The sequence below is a fragment of the Cellulosimicrobium sp. CpK407 genome (assembly GCF_051844275.1).
Classification (GTDB): domain Bacteria; phylum Actinomycetota; class Actinomycetes; order Actinomycetales; family Cellulomonadaceae; genus Cellulosimicrobium; species Cellulosimicrobium cellulans_G.
The window spans coordinates 143520-167574 of record NZ_JBGNYC010000005.1; the positions used below are offsets into that span (position 1 = coordinate 143520).

General features: G+C 73.8%; 20 protein-coding genes and 1 tRNA gene. 19 read left to right on the forward strand and 2 right to left on the reverse strand.

Annotated elements, in window-relative coordinates; genetic code table 11:
* The first annotated feature begins 286 nt into the window (after positions 1-286).
* The 16 genes from ABWU78_RS04185 to ABWU78_RS04260 all read left to right on the forward strand — a co-directional run bounded on the left by ABWU78_RS04185 (position 287) and on the right by ABWU78_RS04260 (position 21321).
* A complete protein-coding gene (locus tag ABWU78_RS04185) occupies positions 287-2185 on the forward strand; it encodes an ABC transporter ATP-binding protein (RefSeq protein WP_439157648.1) in 1899 nt (632 codons plus the stop codon).
* The gene (locus ABWU78_RS04190) at positions 2182-4062 is read left to right on the forward strand and encodes an ABC transporter ATP-binding protein (protein ID WP_439157635.1); all 1881 of its coding nucleotides are present in this window, start codon (positions 2182-2184) and stop codon (positions 4060-4062) included. Before ABWU78_RS04185 ends, ABWU78_RS04190 begins: the two co-directional genes overlap by 4 nt.
* An 86-nt stretch (positions 4063-4148) precedes the next feature.
* The gene (gene hisI / locus ABWU78_RS04195; protein WP_439157636.1) at positions 4149-4610 is read left to right on the forward strand and encodes a phosphoribosyl-AMP cyclohydrolase; all 462 of its coding nucleotides are present in this window, start codon (positions 4149-4151) and stop codon (positions 4608-4610) included.
* Positions 4607-6184, forward strand: a complete 1578-nt coding sequence (locus tag ABWU78_RS04200) for an anthranilate synthase component I (RefSeq protein WP_253049720.1) — start codon at positions 4607-4609, stop codon at positions 6182-6184. Before hisI ends, ABWU78_RS04200 begins: the two co-directional genes overlap by 4 nt.
* The gene (locus ABWU78_RS04205) at positions 6181-6837 is read left to right on the forward strand and encodes a Trp biosynthesis-associated membrane protein (RefSeq protein WP_439157637.1); all 657 of its coding nucleotides are present in this window, start codon (positions 6181-6183) and stop codon (positions 6835-6837) included. The genes ABWU78_RS04200 and ABWU78_RS04205 overlap by 4 nt, the downstream gene beginning before the upstream one ends.
* 108 nt (positions 6838-6945) lie before the next feature.
* Positions 6946-7197 (forward strand): HGxxPAAW family protein, encoded by a 252-nt coding sequence (locus ABWU78_RS04210; RefSeq protein WP_439157638.1) that lies wholly within the window; start codon positions 6946-6948, stop codon positions 7195-7197.
* Positions 7194-7691: a DUF4190 domain-containing protein gene (locus tag ABWU78_RS04215; protein ID WP_439157639.1), complete on the forward strand. Its 498-nt coding sequence runs from the start codon at positions 7194-7196 to the stop codon at positions 7689-7691. The genes ABWU78_RS04210 and ABWU78_RS04215 overlap by 4 nt, the downstream gene beginning before the upstream one ends.
* Positions 7692-7702: 11 nt before the next feature.
* Positions 7703-8134 (forward strand): DUF2752 domain-containing protein, encoded by a 432-nt coding sequence (locus tag ABWU78_RS04220; RefSeq protein WP_439157640.1) that lies wholly within the window; start codon positions 7703-7705, stop codon positions 8132-8134.
* A 176-nt stretch (positions 8135-8310) separates the two neighbouring features.
* A complete protein-coding gene (gene trpC, locus ABWU78_RS04225) occupies positions 8311-9123 on the forward strand; it encodes an indole-3-glycerol phosphate synthase TrpC (RefSeq protein WP_353709192.1) in 813 nt (270 codons plus the stop codon).
* Between the two features lie 127 nt (positions 9124-9250).
* Complete coding sequence (trpB, locus tag ABWU78_RS04230) at positions 9251-10519, forward strand: tryptophan synthase subunit beta (protein WP_253049709.1); 1269 nt, start codon at positions 9251-9253, stop codon at positions 10517-10519.
* Entirely contained in the window at positions 10516-11427 is a 912-nt protein-coding gene (gene trpA, locus ABWU78_RS04235; protein WP_439157641.1) for a tryptophan synthase subunit alpha, read from the forward strand. The genes trpB and trpA overlap by 4 nt, the downstream gene beginning before the upstream one ends.
* The gene (gene lgt / locus ABWU78_RS04240) at positions 11424-12437 is read left to right on the forward strand and encodes a prolipoprotein diacylglyceryl transferase (RefSeq protein WP_253049707.1); all 1014 of its coding nucleotides are present in this window, start codon (positions 11424-11426) and stop codon (positions 12435-12437) included. Before trpA ends, lgt begins: the two co-directional genes overlap by 4 nt.
* A 140-nt stretch (positions 12438-12577) precedes the next feature.
* Positions 12578-17161, forward strand: a complete 4584-nt coding sequence (gene gltB / locus ABWU78_RS04245; RefSeq protein ID WP_353709194.1) for a glutamate synthase large subunit — start codon at positions 12578-12580, stop codon at positions 17159-17161.
* Entirely contained in the window at positions 17154-18620 is a 1467-nt protein-coding gene (locus ABWU78_RS04250) for a glutamate synthase subunit beta (protein WP_253049703.1), read from the forward strand. Before gltB ends, ABWU78_RS04250 begins: the two co-directional genes overlap by 8 nt.
* Positions 18621-18732: 112 nt before the next feature.
* A complete protein-coding gene (gene pyk, locus ABWU78_RS04255; RefSeq protein WP_253049701.1) occupies positions 18733-20163 on the forward strand; it encodes a pyruvate kinase in 1431 nt (476 codons plus the stop codon).
* A gap of 300 nt (positions 20164-20463) precedes the next feature.
* Positions 20464-21321, forward strand: a complete 858-nt coding sequence (locus tag ABWU78_RS04260; protein ID WP_439157642.1) for a nucleotidyltransferase domain-containing protein — start codon at positions 20464-20466, stop codon at positions 21319-21321.
* 9 nt (positions 21322-21330) lie between these two features.
* Here ABWU78_RS04260 and ABWU78_RS04265 read toward each other — a convergent pair.
* A tRNA-Leu gene (locus ABWU78_RS04265) sits at positions 21331-21404 on the reverse strand.
* Positions 21405-21595: 191 nt separating this feature from the next.
* On the opposite strand from ABWU78_RS04265, the gene ABWU78_RS04270 reads away from it, so the two are divergent.
* Both ABWU78_RS04270 and ABWU78_RS04275 read left to right on the forward strand, forming a co-directional pair.
* Entirely contained in the window at positions 21596-22216 is a 621-nt protein-coding gene (locus tag ABWU78_RS04270) for an ANTAR domain-containing response regulator (protein ID WP_053370758.1), read from the forward strand.
* A 236-nt stretch (positions 22217-22452) separates the two neighbouring features.
* The gene (locus ABWU78_RS04275; protein WP_253049697.1) at positions 22453-23118 is read left to right on the forward strand and encodes a GNAT family N-acetyltransferase; all 666 of its coding nucleotides are present in this window, start codon (positions 22453-22455) and stop codon (positions 23116-23118) included.
* A gap of 57 nt (positions 23119-23175) precedes the next feature.
* Here ABWU78_RS04275 and ABWU78_RS04280 read toward each other — a convergent pair whose 3' ends face one another.
* A complete protein-coding gene (locus tag ABWU78_RS04280) occupies positions 23176-23559 on the reverse strand; it encodes a hotdog fold thioesterase (protein WP_253050722.1) in 384 nt (127 codons plus the stop codon).
* Between the two features lie 97 nt (positions 23560-23656).
* Here ABWU78_RS04280 and ABWU78_RS04285 point away from each other — a divergent pair.
* A partial coding sequence (locus tag ABWU78_RS04285; RefSeq protein WP_439157643.1) for a 5'-3' exonuclease occupies positions 23657-24055 on the forward strand: 399 nt, incomplete at its 3' end.

Here is a 24055-nt window from a genome sequence, read left to right on the forward strand (position 1 = left end):
TCGGGCAGGGCGGAGGTCCGGCTCCGTCGTCGCCCGTCGGCAGAGCTCCGTCGGGGCGTGTCAGGGGCGCATGAGAAGATCGTGCAACCCCTGAACGAAAGACGAGGACCGTCCCGTGCCCGGCAGCAGGACGCGCCCCACCGGCGCCGACGCCCCGCCCGCCCCGACCGACCTGCCGGCTCCGACGGACCGGCCCGACCCGCCCCGGGACCTGCTCCCCGACGAGCCGAGCGTCCGGCGCCCGCACGCCCTGACCGGGTCCCGGGTGCGCCGGTCGCTGGCCCTCATGGGCCGCGGCATCCGCGACGAGCCGCGCACCTACGCCCTCGCGATCGGGTCGTCCGCGCTCTTCGGCGCGCTCACCGTCGCCGTGAGCAGCGCGATCGGCACCGCGACCGACGAGGTCGTCGTCCCCGCGATCGCGGGCGACGAGGCCGCGCGCGGCCGCATCTGGGTCGCGGGCCTCGTCCTCGCCGGCATCGCGGTCTCCCTCGCGGCGAGCGTGGCCGCGCGCCGCATCTTCGCGGGCAACGGGTACGCCGCGCTCCAGGCGCGGCACCGCACCGCGGTGACGCGCCAGTACCTGCGCCTGCCCATGTCGTGGCACCGCTCGCACCCCGCCGGGCAGCTCCTGTCCAACGCGAACTCCGACGTCGAGGCGGCGACGGGCGTGTTCAACCCGCTCCCGTTCGCGCTCGGTGTCGTCGTCATGATCGGCGTCGCGGCCGTGATGCTGTTCCGCGTGGACGTGTGGCTCGCGTGCGCGGCACTGATCGTCATCCCGCTCGCGATCGCCGTGAACATCGTCTTCCAGCGCTACATGTCGCCCGCGATCACGCGCGCGCAGCAGCTCCGGGCCGAGGTCTCGGACGTCGCGCACGAGAGCTTCGAGGCGGCGCTGCTCGTCACGTCGCTCGGGACCGCGGACCGCGAGGAGCGGCGCTTCGCCGAGCGCACCGACGAGCTGCGCGCCGCGAACGTGCGCGTCGGCGTCGTCCGGGCGTTCTTCGACCCGGTCATCGAGCTGCTGCCGTCGCTCGGCACGCTCCTCGTCCTGGCCGTCGGGACCGTCCGGCTCACCTCGGGCGGCGTCGCGGCGGGCGACATCGTCACCGCCGCCTACCTCCTCACGATCATGGCCGTCCCCGTCCGGGCGTTCGGGTGGGTGCTCGGTGAGCTCCCGCGCGCCCTCGTCGGGTACGAGCGCATCAGCCGCGTCGTCGACGCGGGCGGCGTGCTGCGACCCGGGACCGGCGGGCTCCCCGGCGGGGGCTCCGGGCTGGGCGTCCGCCTCGAGGGCGTCGGCGTGGACGTCCGCGCGGGCGGCCGAGCGATCACGCTGCTCGACGGGATCGACCTCGAGGTCGACCCCGGGACGACGGTCGCGGTCGTCGGCCCGACGGGTGCGGGCAAGACGACGCTCGTGTCGCTGCTCGCCCGCCTCTCCGACCCCACGCGCGGCCGGGTGCTGCTCGACGCCACGGACGTGCGGGACGTGCGCGAGGCCGACCTGACGTCCCAGGTCGCCCTCGTGGCCCAGCAGGCCTTCGTCTTCGAGGACTCCGTGCGGGCGAACGTCACGCTCGCCGACGACGGCGACTCGAGCCCGGACGACGACCATGTCTGGGAGGCGCTGCGCCTGGCGCGCGTCGACGACGTCGTCGCGCGACTGCCGGAGGGCCTCGACGCGCCGCTGGGGGAGCGCGGGGCGAACCTGTCCGGCGGCCAGCGCCAGCGGCTCGCCATCGCACGCGCCCTCGTGCGTCGTCCGCGCCTGCTCGTCCTCGACGACGCGACGTCCGCGGTCGACCCGCGCGTCGAGCAGCAGATCCTCGCGGGCCTCGCCCGCGACGGGGCCGACCGCCCGACCGTCGTCATGGTGGCCTACCGCATGTCGAGCGTCGCGCTCGCGGACGTCGTCGTGCACGTCGAGTCCGGCCGCGTGGTCGACGTCGGGACGCACGACGAGCTCCTCGCGCGCGACCGGGGCTACCGCGAGCTCGCGACGGCCTACGCCCGCGAGGCGGAGCGGCGCGAGCAGGAGCGCGCGGACGCCACCGACGACACCGCGCGGACGGCGGCCGAGGACGGCGAGGAGACGCGCGGGGGCGACCTCGCGCGTCGGGAGGAGATCGAGGAGGACGACGTCGTGCAGCACGTCGAGACGGGGGCGCTGGAGGAATGAGCCGGTCGACCACCACGGAGCGCTCCGACACCGCGGCCGCGGCCTCCGCGCCCGACGGCGCGCCGGGCCGCCCGGGCGACGCCCGCATCGCCTCGGCGAGCTCGCTCGGCGTCCTCGCCACGCTGCGCCGCGGCGTCCAGGTCTCGCCGCAGATCCTCGACGGCATCTGGGTCACGCTCGGCCTCGCGGTCGCGGCCGCGCTGGGTCGCGTCGTGGTCCCCGTGACCGTCCAGCAGACGGTCGACACCGGCGTGCTCGCCGACGGCGGTCCGGACACGACGCGCGTGGCCGTGCTCGTCGGCGTCGCCGCGGTCGTCATCGTCCTCGCGGGCCTCTGCTCGGCCTTCGTCAACGTCCGGCTGTTCCGGTCGACGGAGGCGGGGCTCGCCGGCCTGCGCGTGCGCGCGTTCCGGCACGTGCACGACCTGTCCGTCCTCACGCAGAACACGGAACGGCGCGGCTCGCTCGTCTCGCGCGTGACGAGCGACGTCGACACCATCTCGCTGTTCGTGCAGTGGGGCGGCATCATGCTGCTCGTCTCGGTGCTGCAGATCGGCGTCGCGACGGTCCTCATGGCCGTGTACTCGTGGCAGCTCACGCTCGTCGTCTGGGCGTGCTTCGTCCCGCTGTTCCTGGTCCTGCGCCCCGCGCAGGCCCGCGTCAACGACGCGTACACGCAGGTGCGTGCGCGTGTCGGCGGCATGCTCGGGGCGATCTCCGAGTCGATCGTCGGCGCCGAGACGATCCGCGCGTACGGTGCGGGCGCGCGCACCGCGCGCCGCATCGACGCCGCCGTGGACGCGACCCGGCGAGCGATGGTCCGGGCGCAGAAGCTCGTCGCCGTCGTCTTCTCGAGCGGCGTGCTCGTCGCGAACCTCGTGCTGGCCGTGGTCGTCGTGGTCGGCTCGTACCTCGGCGTGGCCGGCGACGTCTCGGTCGGGCAGCTCCTCGCGTTCCTCTTCCTCGTCCAGCTCTTCACGGGCCCGGTGCAGATGGCGACCGAGATCCTCAACGAGCTCCAGAACGCGGTCGCCGGGTGGCGCCGCGTGCTCGCGGTGCTGGAGACGCCGGTCGAGGTCGTCGACCGGGGCGCCGACGGCGAGCGCAGCCCGCGCGGGCCCGCCCACGTGCGGCTCGAGGGCGTCCGGTTCGCCTACCCGGACGGGCCCGAGGTGCTGCACGGCGTCGACCTCGATCTCCCGGCCCGGGCCTCGGTCGCCGTCGTCGGGGCCACCGGGTCCGGCAAGACGACGATCGCCAAGCTCGTCACCCGGCTCATGGACCCGACCGCGGGGCGCGTGCTGCTCGACGGCACCGACCTGCGCGACCTCGCCGTCGAGTCCCTGCGCGAGCGCGTCGTGCTCGTGCCGCAGGAGGGCTTCCTCTTCGACGGCACGCTCGCCGACAACGTCGCCTACGGGTTGCGCGGCGACGCCGAGCACGAGCCCGACGTCGCACGCCGCGCCCGGATCGAGGCGGCCGTCGAACGGCTCGGGCTCACCGACTGGGTCGCGGACCTGCCCGACGGGCTCGACTCCCCGGTCGGCCAGCGGGGCGAGTCGCTCTCCGCCGGGGAGCGGCAGCTCGTCGCCCTGGTGCGCGCCTACCTCGCCGAGGCCGACCTGCTCGTCCTCGACGAGGCGACGTCCGCCGTCGACCCCGCGACCGAGGTCCGCATCGCCCGCGCCCTCGCCTCGCTCACCGCCGGCCGCTCGACGCTGACCATCGCGCACCGCCTCTCCACCGCCGAGGCGGCGGACCTCGTGGTCGTGGTGGACGCGGGCCACGTCGTCGAGGTCGGCCACCACGACGACCTCGCCCGAGCGGGCGGCGTGTACGCCCGCATGCACGACGCCTGGGTCTCCCAGACCCGCTGACCCGCGCCGCCGCCGGGCGACCCACGTCACGCCGGCCGGGCGAGACGGGGGACCGGCGGCGGCCCGGCGTCTGGCAGGATTCTCGGGTGCCCGACTCCACGACCGGACCCACGACCGACACGCCGACCCGCACGGCGCTCGACCCCGAGATCGCCGCGAGGCTCAAGCGCGACGACGCGGACCTCGTCGCCGCGATCGTCCAGCAGCACGACACGGGCGACGTGCTCATGCTCGGCTGGATGGACGACGAGGCGCTGCACCGGACGCTCACGACCGGGCGGGTGACGTTCTGGAGCCGGTCCCGCCAGGAGTACTGGCGCAAGGGCGACACGTCGGGCCACGTGCAGGTCGTGCGCTCGGTCGCCCTCGACTGCGACGGGGACGCGCTGCTCGTGCGCGTCCACCAGGTCGGGGCCGCGTGCCACACCGGCACGCGCACGTGCTTCGAGGCCGGGGGAGACCTCGGCGCCGTCGTCGGCGACCTGCCGCCCGGCACCGTCGCCCCCTCGACCACGCCCGACCCCGATCCTGAGGAGGAGAACCAGTGAGCGCGACCGTCGACCCGGCCGAGACCACCACCGTCCCCGCGGGCGGTCCCGCGTGGGGCGCGACGTGGCCCGTGCTCGACGGCTTCCGCGCGCTGGCCACGTCGCGACGGGTGGTCCCGGTCGTCCGGCGCCTCCTCGCCGACGACGTCACGCCCGTCGGGCTGTACCGCACGCTGGCGCAGGGCCGACCGGGGACGTTCGTCCTGGAGTCCGCCGAGTCGGACGGGCGGTGGGCCCGGTACTCGTTCGTCGGCGTCGCGTCCCGCGCGACGCTCACGGCGCGCGAGGGCCGGGCCGTCTGGTCCGGTGACGTGCCGACCGGTGTCCCGCTCGAGGGCGACGTCGTGGCGGTGCTGGAGGCGACGCTCGACGTGCTGCGGACGCCCGCCGTCGAGGGCCTGCCGCCGCTCACGGGCGGCCTCGCGGGCGCGATCGGCTGGGACGTGATCCGGCACTGGGAGCCGACCCTGCCCGCGGACGCGCCGGACGAGCTCGGCGTGCCCGAGCTCACGCTGTGCCTCGCGACGGACCTCGCGGTCGTCGACCACGCGGAGGGCAGCGTGTGGCTCGTCGCCAACGCGATCAACTTCGACGACACGGACGAGCGCGTCGACGAGGCCTACGCGGACGCCGTCGCGCGGCTGGACGCGATGCAGGCCCGGCTCGTGGCCGGAGGCGCGCACGTCGCGTCGGTCCTCGCCCCGGACGCCGCCGAGCCCGCGCTCGAGTTCCGCTCGACGCGCGAGGAGTTCGAGGCGTCCGTCGTCGCGGGCAAGGACGCGATCCGCGAGGGCGAGGTGTTCCAGGTGGTGCTGTCCCAGCGCCTGGACCTCGACTGCCCGGCGGACCCGCTCGACGTCTACCGCGCGCTGCGGACGATCAACCCGAGCCCGTACATGTACTACTTCCAGCTCACGGACGCGGACGGGCGGGACTTCGCGGTCGTCGGGTCCAGCCCCGAGACGCTCGTGAAGGTCGAGGACGGGCGCGTCACGACGTTCCCGATCGCCGGCTCCCGGCCGCGCGGCGCGACGCCCGAGGAGGACGTCGCGCTGGGCGAGGAGCTCCTGCAGGACCCGAAGGAGCTCGCCGAGCACATCATGCTCGTGGACCTGTCGCGCAACGACCTCGTCAAGGTGTGCGAGCCGACGTCCGTCGAGGTCGTGGAGTTCATGGCGACCAAGCGGTTCAGCCACATCATGCACCTGTGCTCGACGGTCGTCGGGACGCTGCGCGACGGCGCGACCGCGCTGGACGCCTTCCGGGCGACGTTCCCGGCCGGGACGCTCTCCGGCGCGCCCAAGCCGCGCGCGATCGCCCTCATCGACGAGCTCGAGCCGGCGTCGCGCGGGATCTACGGTGGGACCGCGGGGTACTTCGACTTCGACGGGAACATGGACATGGCCATCGCGATCCGGACCGCGCTGATCCGCGACGGTCGCGCGAGCGTCCAGGCGGGCGGCGGCATCGTCGCGGACTCGGTGCCCGCGCTCGAGTACGCGGAGTCGCGCAACAAGGCCGCCGCCGCGGTCCGGGCCGTCCAGGTCGCGGCGCGGCTGCGGGGGCTCGCGTGAGCCGCCCGGCCGGGCCGAGCCGGCGCACCGCGATCTGGGTCCTGCTCCTGCTCGGCGGCGCGACCCTCGCGACGGCCGTGCCCACGTGGCTGAGCACGACCGGCGCGACGGCGCTCGACCCGGAGGTCGCGGTCGCCGTCGCCGGGACGTCGGCGGCGCCGGGGGTGAGCGCGTCGGCGCTCGTGCTCGTCGCCGCCGCGCTCGCGCTGGGGCTCGTCGGCCGCGTCGGCCGGTGGGTCGTGCTCGCCGTCGCCGCGGCGAGCGGGGTCGTCGCGGCCGTCTCCGCGCTCGGCGTCGCGCTCGACCCGGAGCCCAGCGCCCGGTCGGCCGTCGCGGACGCGACCAGCGTCACGGAGCTCACCGCGCCCGTCGAGCTGACCGCCGCGCCCTGGCTCGCCGCGGCACTCGGCGTCCTCACCGTGCTCGCGGTGGTGTGGGTCGCGCTCGGCTCGCGGTCGTGGGCGGGCGCCTCGACCCGGCACGAGCGCGCGGGGGGCCCGGTGCCCCCGGGCCCCCCGGCGCCGTCCGCGACGGGTCCCGAGGACCGCCCGGACGCCACGGCGAGGACCGCGGAAAGCCCCGCACCCGACGACCTCTCCGACCACGACGCGTGGGACGCGCTGTCCCGCGGCGAGGACCCCACGGACCGCTGAGCAGCGCGGACGCCCGCTCGCGTCGCCGCGTCCGGGGACCGTGCGGGGGACGGGCACCGGCCCGGTCCGATAGGCTCTGACCACATCTTGACGAAAGGCACGACCCTCATGGCCGAGAACCAGCAGACGACCGAGATCGCCTACCTGCCGCCCGCGGCTCCGCCCACGAACCACGGCCACACCGTCGCCGCCTGGTTCACGATGATCGGCATCATGGTCGGGGCCCTCGTGGCCGCGATCGGCGTGGTCGTCGCCGCCGTCTGGCTGTTCTGGGTCGGGATGGGCGTCGTGGGCGTCGCGCTGATCGGCGGGCTCGTCCTGCGGAACGCGGGCTACGGCCAGAAGCAGGCCACGAGGTGACGCAGCCGCCGGGTCCCGGCCCGTACGACCCCGCAGGCCCGCAGGACGGGTCGCAGGCGCCGTACGGCTCGTCGGCGCCCGGCGGCCCGCAGCCCCCGACGGGCGACCCTGCGGGAGCGCCCTACGCGGCGCAGCCGCAGTACGTCGCCGGGCAGTACCCGGGTCAGCAGTACCCCGGTCAGCAGTACCCGGCGGGCGCCTACGGGGCGCCCCCGTACTACCCGAAGAACAACCTGGCCATCTGGTCGCTCGTGCTCGGGATCGCCTCGTTCGTGCTGAGCTGTGGGTTCTTCACGGGCATCCCGGCGGTGATCGTCGGCAACGCCGCGAAGCGAGCGGTCGCGGAGGGGCAGGCGGACAACGACGGCATGGCGACGGCAGGGATCATCCTCGGCTGGGTCGCGATCGCTCTGTCGGTGATCGGCCTGCTCTCCCTGCTGATCTTCGTCCCGGGCATCCTCGCCTGGGTCGGGACGATCCCGGACCAGTACTGACGGGTGCGCACGTGACGTCCGAGGCCGTGCGACGTCGACGGGTCCCGCGCGCGGCGCAGGCACCCCTCGCGGTCGGCGCGCTCGTCGCGGCGGCGGTGGTCTACGTCGGTGCCGTCGACCCGAACCGCCCAGGGCGCTACGTCACGTGCCCCCTGCTCGCCCTGACCGGCCTCGCGTGCCCGGGGTGCGGCGGCCTGCGCGCCACCCACGACCTCGTGCACCTCGACCTCGCCGCGGCCTGGTCCATGAACCCCCTGTGGGTCGTCGTCGCGCCCCTGCTCGTCGCGCTGTGGGCCACGTGGCTCGTCCGGGCCTGGCGGGGGCGCCCGGCGCTGCGCCTCCCCGTCTGGCTCGCGTGGGCTTCCCTCGGCGTCCTCGTGCTCTTCGGCGTCCTGCGGAACGTGCCCGCGCTCGTCCCGTGGCTCGGCCCGGCAGCGGGGTGAGACGGTCGGGCAGCGCCGCGACGGCCGTCTCGGGGGCTGGGCCGTGGTCATCGTCACTCGGGGGCGGCTCTACGATGGCAGGTACCTCCCTGTCAACGGGTCGGCCCGAACCTGTGGGTGCACGATGGCCGACCGGCCCGGCCGGGGGGCGGGACGACACGGGGAGTGGTGGGACGATGACGGTTCTGGACGACATCGTCGCGGGCGTGCGCGAGGATCTCGCGGTGCGTCAGGCGGCGACCTCGCTCGACGAGCTGAAGGAACGTGCGTCCCGCCTCCCCGGCGCGCTCGAGTGCGTGAGCCGCCTCAAGGCGGACGACGCGGTCGCGGTCATCGCCGAGGTGAAGCGCTCGAGCCCCAGCAAGGGTGCGCTCGCGGCGATCTCCGACCCGGCCGAGCTCGCCGGGGAGTACGAGAAGGGCGGCGCGGCCGCGATCTCCGTGCTCACCGAGCAGCGGCGGTTCAACGGCAGCCTCGCCGACCTCGACGCCGTGCGCGCCCGGGTCGACGTCCCCGTGCTCCGCAAGGACTTCGTCGTGACGCCGTACCAGGTGTGGGAGGCGCGCGCGCACGGTGCCGACATCGTCCTCCTCATCGTCGCCGCGCTCGAGCAGACGGTCCTCACGTCGCTCGTCGAGCGCGTCCACTCGCTCGGGATGACGGCGCTCGTCGAGGTGCACACGCTGGACGAGGTCTCGCGCGCGCTCGACGCGGGCGCCCGCGTCGTGGGCGTCAACTCGCGCAACCTCAAGACGCTCGACGTGGACCGCACCACGTTCGCGCGCCTCGCGCCCGCCATCCCGGACGAGGTCGTCCGCGTCGCCGAGTCCGGCGTGCGCGGGCCGCACGACGTCATGGACTATGCCCGTTCCGGTGCGCACGCGGTGCTCGTCGGCGAGGCACTCGTGACCGACGACGCCCCGCGCTCGTCCGTCGCGGACCTCGTCGCGGCCGGGTCGCACCCGTCGCTGTGGTCCGTGCGGCCCTGAGGCACGACGGCTCCGTCCGTCACGCCGCAGGCGCCGCGCCCCGGCCCAGCACACCCCACCACGCAGGAGGACCGGCCCCGTGCCCGACTCGACACCTTCGACCACCTCCCGGAGTGCCGAGCACTCCGTGCGCGCCGACCTGACGCGCTCCCTCGCGACCCAGGAGGGTCCCTACTTCGGCGAGTTCGGCGGACGGTTCGTCCCCGAGGCGCTCGTCGCCGCCCTGGACGAGCTGGAGACCGAGTACCGCAAGGCGCTCGACGACCCGGCGTTCGTGAACGAGCTCGCGCGCCTCCAGCGCGAGTACACCGGGCGTCCCAGCCCGCTCACGGAGGTGCCGCGCTTCGCGCAGCACGCGGGCGGCTCGCGCGTCTTCCTCAAGCGCGAGGACCTCAACCACACCGGCTCGCACAAGATCAACAACGTCCTCGGCCAGGCGCTGCTCGTCAAGCGGATGGGCAAGACGCGCGTGATCGCCGAGACCGGGGCGGGCCAGCACGGCGTCGCGACGGCGACGGCCGCGGCCCTGCTCGACCTCGAGTGCGTCGTGTACATGGGCGAGGAGGACACTCGGCGCCAGGCGCTCAACGTGGCTCGCATGCGCCTGCTCGGCGCCGAGGTCGTGCCCGTGACGATCGGGCAGCGCACGCTCAAGGACGCGATCAACGAGGCGCTCCGCGACTGGGTCGCGAACGTCGACACGACGCACTACCTCCTCGGCACCGTGACCGGCCCGCACCCCTTCCCCGAGATGGTGCGCGAGTTCCACCGCGTCATCGGCGAGGAGGCGCGCACGCAGATCCTCGACCGCATCGGGCGGCTGCCGGACGCGCTCGCGGCGTGCGTCGGCGGAGGGTCCAACGCGCTCGGCCTGTTCAACGCGTTCCTCGACGACGAGGGCGTCGAGCTCTACGGCTTCGAGGCCGGCGGCGAGGGCGTGGAGACCGGCCGCCACGCGGCCCGCTTCAGCGGAGGCGCTCCCGGCGTCCTGCACGGTGCTCGCTCGTACCTGCTGCAGGACGACGACGGCCAGACCTTGCCCAGCCACTCGGTCTCGGCGGGGCTCGACTACCCGAGCGTCGGCCCGGCGCACTCGTGGCTCCACGACCTCGGTCGGGCCACCTACGAGCCCGTGACCGACTCCGAGGCCATGGAGGCCTTCCGGCTGCTGTGCCGCACGGAGGGCATCATCCCCGCGATCGAGTCGGCGCACGCGCTCGCCGGCGCGCTGCGGGTCGGCCGCGCGGCGGCCGCCGCGGGCCGCACCGACCACGTGATCCTGGTGAACCTCTCGGGGCGCGGGGACAAGGACGTCGCGACCGCCGCCCGGTGGTTCGACCTCGTGGACGACGACGCGATCGCCGAGACGGCGACGGGCACGGAGGGACAGCTGTGAGCGCGGCACGGACCAAGGACGCCCCCGGGACGACCGCAGGCGCGTCGGGCACCGCGCGCCGCCTGCTCGAGCTCCGCGCGGAGGGTCGGGCCGCGCTCGTGGCCTACCTGCCCGTCGGCTTCCCGACCGTGGACCGCTCGATCGAGGCGGCGCTCGCGCTCGTCGACTCGGGCGTGGACGTGCTGGAGCTCGGCATCCCGTACACCGACCCCGTGATGGACGGTCCGGTGATCCAGGCCGCCGCGCAGACCGCGCTCGACGCGGGCGTGCGCGTCGCCGACGTGTTCCGCGTCGTCGCTGCCGTCACCGAACGCACCGGCGGCCGGGTCCCGGTGCTCGTCATGACGTACTGGAACCCGGTCCTGCGGTACGGCGTCGACGCGTTCGCGCGCGACCTCGCCGCCGCCGGGGGAGCCGGTCTCATCACGCCCGACCTCATCCCCGACGAGGGTCGCGCGTGGCTGGACGCGTCGGAGGCGCACGGGCTGGACCGCGTCTTTCTCGTCGCGCCGAGCTCGACGGCCGAGCGGCTGCGGCTCACGGCGCGCGCGTCGCGCGGGTTCGTCTACGCCGCCTCGACGATGGGCGTCACGGGCGTGCGGGCGGCCGTCGGGCCGCAGGCCGCGCGGCTCGTCGCCGACACGCGCGCCGCCGGCGCCGACCTGGTGTGCGTCGGCCTCGGCGTGTCCACCGGCGAGCAGGCCGCCGAGGTCGGCCGCTACGCCGACGGCGTCATCGTCGGCTCCGCGTTCGTCCGCCCGCTCCTGGGCGACGCGCCGTGGGACGAGCGGCTCGCCGCCCTGAAGGCCGTCGCGGCGGACCTCGTCGCGGGCGTCCGCGCGGGCCGGGACGGGGCCGGCGACGGCGTCCCGGCCGGCACGACGACGACAGGAGAGGTGGTCGCATGAGCGCCGCGCTCGCCGTCGGGCAGCTCGTGGAGGCCGCGGGCGCCCTGCCCGCCGCGCTCCCGAGCCCCCCGCAGCACACGTGGTATGTCGGGCCGTTCCCGATCCGGGCGTACGCCCTCGCGATCCTCGCGGGCATCGCGGTGGCCCTGTGGCTCACCCGGCGCCGCTGGGTGGAGCGCGGGGGAGAGGCGGACGACGTCCTGGAGATCGCCTTCTGGGCGGTCCCCTTCGGCATCGTGGGCGGCCGGCTCTACCACGTCTTCTCGACGCCGGACCCGTACTGGGGCCCGAACGGCGACCCCGTCCGCGCGCTCTACGTGTGGGAGGGCGGCCTGGGCATCTGGGGCGCCGTCGCGCTCGGCGCGGTCGGCGCGTACATCGGGTGCCGCCGCCAGCGCGTGAGTTTCCCCGCGTTCGCGGACGCCCTGGCGCCCGGCCTGCTGCTCGCGCAGGCCGTCGGCCGGCTCGGCAACTGGTTCAACCAGGAGCTGTTCGGCGCCCCGACGACCCTCCCCTGGGGGCTGCGCGTCGACGACTCCGTGGCCGCCGCGGCCGGGTACCCGCCGGGCACCCTGTTCCACCCGACGTTCCTCTACGAGATGGTCTGGAACATCGGCGCTGCCCTGCTCCTGATCTACCTGGACCGTCGGTTCCGGCTGGGTCATGGTCGGGTATTCTGGCTCTACGTCTTCGTCTACACGCTCGGTCGTGTGTGGATCGAGATGCTGCGCATCGACGAGGCCGAGCTCGTCCTCGGCCTCCGGCTGAACGTCTGGACCTCGATCCTGGTCGGTGTCGGTGCGCTGATTGCGTTTATCGTTGTCGGGCGTCGCCACCCCGGGCGCGAGGAGACGGTGTCCCTCGACGCTCCGGACGAGGCGTCCACCACGGGGTCCGAGGAGCCGGTCGAGGAGTCGACCGACGACGAGGACCCCTCGACGACCGAGGACTCCGACGACTCGGAGGAGTCCGAGCAGGCAGATGCCGCGCGACCAGACCCCGGTCGCTGAGCATCCGTCATTCATAGGCGAATCCGCCGGGCGACCGCCCGGTGGGTTCTGTCATGTCCATAGGGCCGACGACGTCCCGAACCCCCCCCAGCTGGAACCAGCCCGGCCGTCTCGGTCGGGCGCCTGTGAGGACGGTGTTGATGACCACGCCGCAGTATCGGGACGCGCACCGGGCACCCGCCCTGTCCGCCCCTCCCACGGCATCCGGTCTGTACGACCCCGCCGCCGAGCACGACGCGTGCGGCGTCGCCTTCGTGGCGACGCTCCGCGGCACGCCCGGACGCGACATCGTTGACGCGGGGCTGACGGCCCTGCTCAACCTCGACCACCGCGGCGCCGTCGGTGCCGAGGAGAACAGCGGCGACGGCGCCGGGATCCTCACGCAGATTCCCGACGCCTTCGTGCGCGACGTGGTCGACGCGGAGCTCCCGCCCGCGGGCCACTACGCCATCGGCATGGCCTTCCTCCCGCAGGAGGCCGACGCCGCCGCCGAGGCGGCCCGTGGCGTCGAGGCGATCGCGGCGGAGGAGAAGCTCGAGGTCCTCGCGTGGCGCGACGTGCCCGTCACGGCCGACCTCGTCGGCCCGAGCGCGCGTGCGTCCATGCCGCTGTTCCGTCAGGTCGTCGTCGCGGACCCCGCGCGCGAGCTGTCCGGCGTCGAGCTCGACCGTCGCACGTACCGCCTGCGCAAGCGCGCGGAGAACGAGCTCGGCCTGTTCTTCGCGTCGCTCTCGGCGCGCACCCTCACGTACAAGGGGATGCTCACGACGGCGCAGCTCGAGCCGTTCTTCCCCGACCTGTCCGACCCGCGGTACGCGAGCGAGATCGCGCTCGTGCACTCGCGGTTCTCGACGAACACGTTCCCGTCGTGGCCGCTCGCGCAGCCGTTCCGCATGATCGCGCACAACGGCGAGATCAACACGGTGCGCGGCAACCGGAACTGGATGGCGGCGCGTGAGGGCACCCTCGCGAGCGAGGCCGTCGGCGACCTCGCCCCGCTCCTGCCGGTGTGCTCGGAGGGCTCCAGCGACTCGGCGAGCTTCGACGAGGTGCTCGAGCTCCTGCACCTCTCGGGCCGCTCGCTGCCGCACGCGGTGCTCATGATGATCCCGGAGGCGTGGGAGAACCACGCCGACATGGACCCGGACCTGCGCGCGTTCTACGAGTACCACTCGACGCTCATGGAGCCGTGGGACGGCCCCGCGTGCCTCAACTTCACCGACGGCACGCTCATCGGCGCGGTCCTGGACCGCAACGGCCTGCGCCCGGGGCGCTACTGGGTGACCGAGGACGGCCTCGTGGTGCTCGCGAGCGAGGCGGGCGTGCTCGACCTCGACCCCGCGACGATCGTCCGCAAGGGCCGCCTCGAGCCCGGCCGCATGTTCCTCGTCGACACCGGCCAGGGCCGGATCATCGAGGACGAGGAGATCAAGTCCCAGCTCGCCGCCCAGCGCCCGTACGCGCAGTGGGTCGCCGAGAACGCGGTCTACCTCGACCAGCTCCCCGAGCGCGAGCACGTCGCGCACAGCCCCGCGTCCGTCGAGCGCCGCCAGCGCGCCTTCGGGTACACGCAGGAGGAGCTCAAGGTCATCCTCACCCCGATGGCCAACACGGGGGCGGAGCCGCTGGGCGCGATGGGCACGGACACGCCCATCGCCGTCCTCGCGAAGCGTCCGCGCCTGCTGTTCGACTACTTCACGCAGATGTTCGCGCAGGTGACGAACCCGCCGCTGGACGCGATCCGCGAGGAGCTCGTCACGTCCATCGGCGGCGCGATCGGCCCGGAGCCGAACCTCCTCGTCGACACGCCCGAGCACGCGCGCAAGCTCATGCTGCCCTTCCCCGTGCTCGACAACGACCAGCTCGCGAAGATCATCCGCGTCGACAAGGACCCGAAGCTCTCCGGCATCTTCCGCGCGGTGACGATCAAGGGCCTGTACCGCGTCGCGGGCGGCGGCGAGTCCCTGCTCGCCCGCCTCGAGGAGATCTTCGCCGAGGTCGACGAGCACGTCGCCGCGGGCGCGAGCTTCATCGTGCTGTCGGACCGCGACTCGGACGCCGAGCACGCGCCGATCCCGTCGCTGCTCCTGTCGAGCGCGGTGCACCACCACCTGCTGCGGCGGCACACGCGCACCCAGGTGTCGCTCGTCGTCGAGGCCGGCGACGTGCGCGAGGTGCACCACGTCGCGCTGCTCATCGGCTACGGCGCGGCCGCGGTCAACCCGTACCTCGCCATGGAGACGGTCGAGGACCTCGCGCGCCGCGGCTACCTCACGGTCGACCCGGCGAAGGCCGTCGCGAACCTCATCAAGGGGCTCGGCAAGGGCGTGCTCAAGGTCATGAGCAAGATGGGCATCTCGACCATCTCCTCGTACCGCGGCGCCCAGGTGTTCGAGGCGGTGGGCCTGTCCCACGACCTCGTGCAGGCGTTCTTCACGGGCACGACGTCGCGCCTCAGCGGCATCGGGCTCGACGTCGTCGCGGCCGAGGTCGCCGCGCGCCACGTCGACGCGTACCCCAAGTCCGGCAACCACCGCCCGCACGTGCGCCTCACGACGGGCGGCGAGTACCAGTGGCGCCGCGACAGCGAGGAGCACCTGTTCGACCCGGAGACGGTCTTCCGCCTGCAGCACGCCACGCGCGAGCGCCGGTTCGACATCTTCCGCCAGTACACGCACCGCGTGGACGAGCAGTCCTCGCGCCTCATGACGCTGCGCGGCCTCCTCGCGCTGCGCGAGGGCGAGCGCCCCGCGGTCCCGCTCGACGAGGTCGAGCCCGTGAGCGAGATCGTCAAGCGCTTCAACACGGGCGCCATGTCCTACGGGTCGATCTCCGCGGAGGCGCACGAGACCCTCGCGATCGCGATGAACCGTCTGGGTGGCCGGTCGAACACCGGCGAGGGCGGCGAGGACCCGGAGCGCCTGTACGACCCGGAGCGCCGCTCCAAGGTCAAGCAGATCGCGTCGGGCCGCTTCGGCGTCACGAGCGAGTACCTGACGAACGCGGACGACATCCAGATCAAGCTCGCCCAGGGCGCCAAGCCCGGCGAGGGCGGTCAGCTCCCTGGGCACAAGGTGTACCCGTGGGTCGCGAAGACCCGGCACTCGACGCCGGGCGTCGGGCTCATCTCGCCGCCGCCCCACCACGACATCTACTCGATCGAGGACCTCGCCCAGCTCATCCACGACGCGAAGAACGCGAACCCGGCGGCGCGCATCCACGTCAAGCTCGTCTCCGAGTTCGGCGTCGGGACGGTCGCGACGGGCGTGTCCAAGGCGCACGCGGACGTCGTCCTCATCTCGGGTCACGACGGCGGCACGGGTGCGAGCCCGCTGACGTCGCTCAAGCACGCGGGCACGCCCTGGGAGATCGGCCTCGCCGAGACCCAGCAGACGCTCGTGCTCAACAACCTGCGCGACCGGATCGTCGTCCAGGTCGACGGCCAGATGAAGACCGGCCGCGACGTGGTCGTGGCGGCGCTGCTCGGAGCCGAGGAGTTCGGCTTCGCGACCGCCCCCATGGTCGTCTCGGGCTGCGTCATGATGCGCGTGTGCCACCTGGACACGTGCCCGGTCGGCGTCGCGACGCAGAACCCCGAGCTGCGCGCCCGGTTCACGGGCAAGCCGGAGTTCGTCGTGAACTTCTTCGAGTTCATCGCCGAGGAGGTGCGCGAGTACCTGGCGCGCCTCGGCTTCCGGACCGTCGAGGAGGCCATCGGCCGGGTCGAGCTCCTCGACACGCGCAAGGCGATCGACCACTGGAAGGCCCAGGGCCTCGACCTCGGGCCCGTGCTCGAGCGTCCCGTGCCGGTGGAGGGCGCCTCGCTGCGCAACACCACGACGCAGGACCACGGCCTCGAGAAGGCGCTCGACAACCAGCTCGTCGCGCTCGCCGAGGACGCGCTCGAGCGGCGCGAGCCGGTCCGCATCTCCCTGCCGGTGCGCAACGTCAACCGCACCGTCGGCACGATGCTCGGCCACGAGGTGACCAAGCGGTTCCGCGGCGAGGGCCTGCCCGACGACACGATCGACGTGACCCTCACCGGGTCCGCCGGCCAGTCGCTCGGCGCGTTCCTGCCGCGCGGCGTCACGCTGCGCCTGTTCGGCGACGCGAACGACTACGTCGGCAAGGGCCTGTCGGGCGGACGGATCGTCGTGCGCCCGGACCGCAACGCGGTCCTCACCGGGTCGAGCAACGTCGTCGCGGGCAACGTCATCGGCTACGGCGCGACGTCGGGCGAGATCTTCCTGCGCGGCCGGGTCGGCGAGCGCTTCGGCGTGCGCAACTCGGGCGCCACGCTCGTCGTCGAGGGCGTGGGCGACCACGGCTGCGAGTACATGACGGGCGGCACGGTGCTCGTGCTCGGCCCGACCGGGCGCAACTTCGGCGCCGGCATGTCCGGCGGCACCGCGTACGTGCTCGACCTGCGCGAGGGCAACGTCAACACGAGCGCGCTCGCCACCGGCGAGCTCGGCCTGAGCCCGCTCGAGGACGCCGAGGTCGCGCTCGTCGAGCAGCTCGTCCGTCGCCACCACGAGGAGACGGGGTCGCCGCTCGCGGCCGAGCTCCTCGAGGACTTCCCCGCGGCCGTCCAGCGCTTCACGCGCGTGCTGCCGACCGACTTCGCCCGCATGCGCTCGGCGCTCGAGAAGGCGGAGTCGGCAGGGCTCGACCCCGCGGCCCCGGGCGTGTGGGACCAGATCTTGGAGGTGGCCCGTGGCTGACCCCCGCGGATTCCTGAAGGTGCGGGAGCGCGAGCTCCCGCCCAACCGCCCGGTGGCCGTGCGCCTGCGGGACTGGAAGGACGTGCACGCGCACCTCGAGGAGGGCCAGCCGTTCCTCAAGGAGCAGGCGGGACGCTGCATGGACTGCGGCATCCCGTTCTGCCACCAGGGCTGCCCGCTCGGGAACCTCATCCCGGAGTGGAACGACCTCGTCTACCGCGACCAGTGGGCCGACGCGATCGACCGCCTGCACGAGACCAACAACTTCCCGGAGTTCACCGGTCGCGTGTGCCCCGCACCGTGCGAGTCGAGCTGCGTGCTCGGCATCAACCAGCCGGCCGTGACGATCAAGAACGTCGAGGTCTCGATCATCGACGAGGCGTTCGCGCGCGGCTACGTCACGCCGCAGGTGCCGCAGCGCCTCACGGGCTCGACCGTCGCCGTCGTGGGCTCGGGACCCGCTGGCCTCGCCGCCGCTCAGCAGCTCACGCGCGCCGGCCACACGGTCGCCGTCTACGAGCGGGACGACGCGATCGGTGGGCTGCTGCGCTACGGCATCCCCGACTTCAAGCTCGAGAAGCACCACATCGACCGCCGCGTGGCGCAGATGGAGGCCGAGGGCACGCGGTTCCGCCCCGGGGTCGAGATCGGCGTCGACATCACGTGGGACGACCTGCGGGCCCGGTACGACGCCGTCGTGGTCGCCACGGGTGCGACCGTCCCGCGCGACCTGTCGGTCCCCGGGCGAGAGCTCGACGGCATCCACTTCGCCATGGACTTCCTGCACCAGGCGAACGCCGTCGTCGCCGGGCGCGAGGTCGCCGACCAGATCACGGCCACGGGCAAGCACGTCATCGTCATCGGCGGCGGCGACACCGGGTCGGACTGCCTCGGCACCTCGCTGCGCCAGGGCGCGGCGAGCGTGACGACGCTCGCGATCGGCAAGCAGCCGCCGCTCGAGCGGTCCGCGACCCAGCCGTGGCCGACGGACCCGATCGTGTTCGAGGTGTCCACGTCGCACGAGGAGGGCGGTGAGCGCGAGTTCCTCGCGTCCACCGTCGAGTTCCTGGGCGACGAGAACGGAGCCGTGCGCGCGCTGCGCGTCGCGGAGACCGAGTACCTGCCCGACGGCCGTCGCGTGCCCAAGGCGGGCACCGAGCGCGAGATCCCCGCGGACCTCGTGCTCGTCGCGATGGGCTTCACCGGGCCGGAGACGGCGACCATCACGACCCAGGCCGGCGCGGACCTCACGGGCCGCGGCCTCGTGGCGCGCGGCGACGACTTCGCGTCGTCGCTGCCCGGGGTCTTCGTGGCCGGCGACGCGGGTCGTGGGCAGTCGCTGATCGTGTGGGCGATCGCCGAGGGACGGGCGGCGGCGGCATCCGTCGACGCCTACCTTCAGGGAGGGACCGAGCTGCCCGCGCCTGTGCGCGCGAACACCGTGTCCTTGCGCGCTTGACGTGCACCCCGGCGCCGGGTGTCCGGCGCCGGGACGATGAGCGGGGCATCCTAGGGAGGGGCACCCCGCGACGACCGGCTCCCGGCCGGTCGGAAGACTAGAGGCTGGAGATATGCGCAGAGCAAAGATCGTCTGCACCATCGGACCCGCGACCGAGTCGAAGGAGCAGCTCCGCGCGCTCGTCGACGCCGGGATGGACGTGGCGCGGATCAACCGCAGCCACGGCAGCGCCGAGGAGCACGCGGCCGTCTACCACGGCGTGCGCGAGGCCGCCGCCGAGTCGGGCCGCTCCGTCGCGGTGCTCGTCGACCTCCAGGGGCCGAAGATCCGCCTGGGCCGCTTCGGCGGCGACGAGAAGCACTGGCTCGAGGAGGGTGACACCTTCACGATCACGACCGAGGACGTCGTCGGCACCAAGGAGCTCGTCTCCACGACGCACAAGGGCCTGCCGGGCGACGCGCGCGTCGGCGACCCGATCCTCATCGACGACGGCAAGGTGCTCGTCCGCGTCACCGCCGTCGAGGGCCCGCGCGTCGTGACGCGCGTCGAGGTCGCCGGCCCGGTGTCGAACAACAAGGGCCTGAACCTCCCGGGCGTCGCGGTCTCCGTGCCGGCGCTGTCCGAGAAGGACCAGGACGACCTGCGCTGGGCCCTCAAGCTCGGCGCGGACATCATCGCGCTGTCCTTCGTGCGGTCCGCGAAGGACTTCGAGGACGTCAAGCGGATCATGGACGAGGAGGGCCGCACGGTCCCCGTCGTCGCGAAGATCGAGAAGCCGCAGGCCGTCGAGAACCTCGCCGAGATCGTCGACGCGTTCGACGGCGTCATGGTCGCCCGCGGCGACCTCGCGGTCGAGCTCCCGCTGGAGCAGGTGCCGCTCGTCCAGAAGCGCATCGTCGAGCTCGCGCGTCGCAACGCCAAGCCCGTCATCGTCGCGACGCAGGTGCTCGAGTCCATGACGAACTCGCCGCGCCCGACGCGCGCCGAGGCGTCCGACTGCGCCAACGCCGTCCTCGACGGCGCCGACGCGGTCATGCTCTCGGGCGAGACCAGCGTGGGCGAGTACCCGATCCTCACGGTGCAGACCATGGCCCGCATCATCGAGGCGACGGAGGAGGCCGGCCGCGAGCGCATCGCGCCGCTCGGCTCGACCCCGCACACGCGCGGTGGCGCCATCACGCGCGCGGCTGCGGAGATCGGCGAGATCCTCGGCGCGAAGTACCTCGCGACGTTCACCCAGTCGGGCGACTCGGCGCGCCGCATGTCGCGCCTGCGCTCGTCGATCCCGCTGCTCGCCTTCACGCCGCGCGAGCACGTGCGCAACGTCCTGTCGCTCACATGGGGCACCCAGACCTACCAGGTGCCCGAGGTGGAGAACACCGACGCGATGGTCGACCAGGTCGACACGACCCTCCAGGCCAACGGCCTCGCCGAGGTCGGCGACCTCGTGGTCGTCGTCTCCGGCGCCCCCGTGGGCCAGCCGGGCACGACGAACTCGATCCTCGTGCACAAGATCGGCGACCACTCCGACACGCGCGCCTGACGCCGTCGCGCCCGTGAGGGCGTAGACCGCGCATGACGTCGCACGGCGGCGCCCCTCTCGTGGGGGCGCCGCCGTCCGGCGTTCCGGAGCCGGCCCGTGCGGTCGCCTTCGCGAGGCGCTCCGAGGAGGAGGGCGCGGGTCTACCATCCGGCCGCTCGTGCCTCGCGGCCTCCCGCCAGCCCCGCCACGACCCGCGCCCTCCTCCTCTCCGGCCCCGCTCCCCGGTGACGTCACCGTCCGACCCGGCACCGTGCCGGAAAGTGCACGACACGGGGTTCTCGGTACCCCTACCCTCGCGGGATGCGTGCCGTGCCGGACTCCCTGGACCCTGCGGTCGTGCGTCGGGTCGACGCGCGGCTGGACGCCGTCGTGCGCGACGAGCGGGTCGCGATACCGCTCGCGGTGGAGAGCGGGAGCCGTGCATGGGGGTTCCCGTCGCCGGACTCGGACCACGACTGCCGGTTCGTGTACGTCCGGTCGCAGGCGGACTACCTGGACCCGTGGCCGCGGCGCGACGTCGTCGAGACCCCGCTCGACGCGGTGCTTGACGTGAACGGGTGGGACCTGCTCAAGGCGGTCCGGCTGCTCGTACGGGGGAACGCGACCCTGCTGGAGTGGCTGCGCTCGCCGATCGTCTATCGCGCCGACGACGCGTTCCGGGCGGAGCTGCTCGCGCTCGCGGAGCACGTCGTCGACCGCGACGCGCTGCGGCGCCACTACCTGCACGTGGCGCTGGGTCAGCGCGACCGATGGTGGTCGGTGCCCGCGGTGCCGTACAAGAAGGTCTTCTACGTCGTGCGCCCGGCGGCGACGCTGCGGTGGCTGCGCGTGCGCCCCGACGACGCCGTACCGCCCATGGATCTGGTGACGCTGCTCACGGAGGGGGAGGCCTCGGGGGACGTGGTGCGCGCCGCGGCGGAGCTCGTCGCGCTCAAGGCGGTGTCGCGCGAGATGGGTGCCGGCGCCGTCCCGAGACCACTGGGGTGGTTCGTCGACGACGAGCTGGCGCGCGCGTCGGAGGCGGTGGAGCCCGGCGCGGAACGGGCGGGTGCTCGGACGCGCGCGGCGGAGGCGTTCCGCTCGATGGTCGTCCGGTACGGTCCGGAGCCGTCGGCGTGGGGGACGGGCCGCCGGCTCGCGCCGGGTGCGGCGCGGTGACAGGGGAGGTGCCCCGGGTGGGATTCGAACCCACACTGGATCGGGTTTGAGCCGAACGCCTCTGCCGGTTGGGCTACCGGGGCGGTGCGCGTCGGAGCCGGTCGCCGGGTCCGTTGCGCGTGCACCATCGAACCACACGTGCGCGCCTTCACGAGAATCACACTCCTCCGAGGGCGAAACGCGGGGGCGGCAGGGGGTGCGGCGCACTACAGTGAACCCCGTGAGTGACCAGACAGCGCAGCCCGAGGACAAGCAGCCGCTCGACCTGCCCCCGATGATCGAGCCCGAGCCCGCCGCGACCCCCGCCCCGTCGGGCCGTCCCGCGCGCCGCGCGGTCGTCGCCGAGGACGAGGCCCTGATCCGTCTCGACGTGGTCGAGACGCTGCGCGACGCCGGTTTCGACGTCGTCGGCGAGGCGGGCGACGGCGCCACGGCGGTCAAGCTGGCTCTCGAGCTCAAGCCCGACGTCGTCGTCATGGACGTGAAGATGCCCGAGCTCGACGGCATCTCCGCCGCGGAGCAGATCGGCAAGGCGCACGCCGCGCCGGTCGTCCTGCTCACGGCGTTCTCGCAGGCGGAGCTCGTCGAGCGGGCGCGCGACGCGGGGGCCATGGCCTACGTCGTCAAGCCGTTCACGCCGGCGGACCTGCTGCCCGCGGTCGAGATCGCGATCTCGCGCTACTCGCAGATCACAGCGCTCGAGTCCGAGGTCGCGGACCTGGCGGAGCGCTTCGAGACGCGTAAGCGCGTGGACCGTGCCAAGGGTCTGCTCATGACCAAGATGGGTCTGTCGGAGCCGGAGTCGTTCCGCTGGATCCAGAAGACGTCGATGGACCGGCGCCTCACCATGCGCGAGGTCGCGGACGCCGTCATCGAGCAGGTCGGCGGCGCCTGAGCCCGCGTCGGCGACCGATCGGCCGTGGCCGGTGTCCTGAGCAGGACCTTTGTCACGGCGCCCCGGGCGGGCTATCGTCTTGGACTGGCGTCCAGTAGTTCCCGGGGCGGTGGACACGCGGTCGCCACGTAGTGCTCAGTCGACGGCCGACGGCGCCGTCCGAGCGACGTGGAACCATCTCACCCCCCACGTCCCTCGGTGCCGTCGGTCCCACGGTGCGAACGAGGAGGAGCGCGGTGCGCCCAGCAGTGGAGGTCAGGCCCGCGGTCGGTGACGACCTGCCGGGGATCGCTGTGCTGTGCTCGGAGGCCCGGCGCGAGTCGGCGTCCGGGGCGCAGATCTGCGCGCCCGACGAGGACCGCCTGGTCCGGCACCTGTCGGTGCTGCTCACGCTCCCGGGCGGCAACGTCCTCGTCGCCCTGCACGACGGCCGCCCCGTCGGGTTCGTGCTCGCGCGCGTGCTCGACCCGCACCTGTTCGCCGACGAGCCGAGCCTGTACGTCGAGGCCGTCTACGTCGGCGAGGACTCCCGCCGACGCGGCGTGGGTCACGCGCTGCTCAGCGCGACGGCGGACCTCGCTGCCGGCGCCGGTGCGACGCACGTCTACTCGGTCCCGATCCCCGGATCCCGCGGCGTCCAGCGCTTCCTCGCGCGGCTCGGCTTCGGCCCGGTCGCGGGCCACCGCGTCGTGTCGACCGCGGTGCTCCAGCGTCGCCTCGCGGCCGACCTCACCCCCACCCGCCGGGGCACCCGTTCCCTCGAGGACCTCATCGCGCGCCGTCGTCGTGCCCGGACCGAGACGATGTCCGGACCGGTCGACCTGCGCGAGTTCCAGGCGGAGTACCGGAACCGCAGCGGTGTCGTGACGCCGGTCGAGGCCCGCGAGACCCTGCCCGGCTGAGCCGGGCGGCCGTCCGCGGGCAGAGCCCACCCGGGACGGGCCGCCGCGGCGTCGCCGTCAGTCCCGGCTGAGGATCATGCACGTGAGGCGGGCCGTGCACACACGACGGCCCTCGTCGTCGGACACCACGATCTCGTAGCTCGCCGTCGTGCGGCCCCGGTGCACCGCGACGGCCTCCCCGTGGACCCAGCCGTCGCGCACCCCCCGGTGGTGGGTGGCGTTGACCTCGATCCCCACCGCGGCGCGCCCGGGCCCGCCGTGGAGCTGCGCGGCGATCGACCCGAGCGTCTCGGCGAGCACGACCGACGCGCCCCCGTGCAGCAGGCCCGCGGGCTGGGTGTTGCCCGCGACGGGCATGCGTGCGGTGACCCGGTCGGCGCTCACGACCTCCAGCTCGATGCCCATGCGCTCGATGAGCGTTCCCGCGGTGCGCAGGCCCATGGCCTCGTAGGCGTGGCGCGGGGCCGCGGGCGCGCCTGTCGCGGCGGCCGCGGGCGCGGCGGGGTCGGTGGTCCGGTCGGGGCCGTGCGTGTCGGTCATGGACTGTAGGTTGGCACCCGTGACGACCTCCGCGCGACCTCGCCTCCTGCTCATCGACGGACACTCCATGGCCTACCGCGCGTTCTTCGCGCTCCCGGCGGAGAACTTCTCGACGACCACGGGACAGCACACGAACGCGGTGTACGGCTTCACGTCGATGCTCATCAACCTCCTGCGGGACGAGGAGCCGACGCACGTCGCCGTCGCGTTCGACGCGGGGCGCCAGTCGTTCCGCACGGAGATCCTCCCGAGCTACAAGGGCACGCGCGAGTCGTCGCCCGAGCCGTTCCGCGGCCAGGTCCCGCTCATCAAGGAGATCCTCGAGACGCTGCACATCCCGACGCTCGAGCGCGAGGGCTACGAGGCGGACGACATCTTCGCGACGCTCGCCACGCAG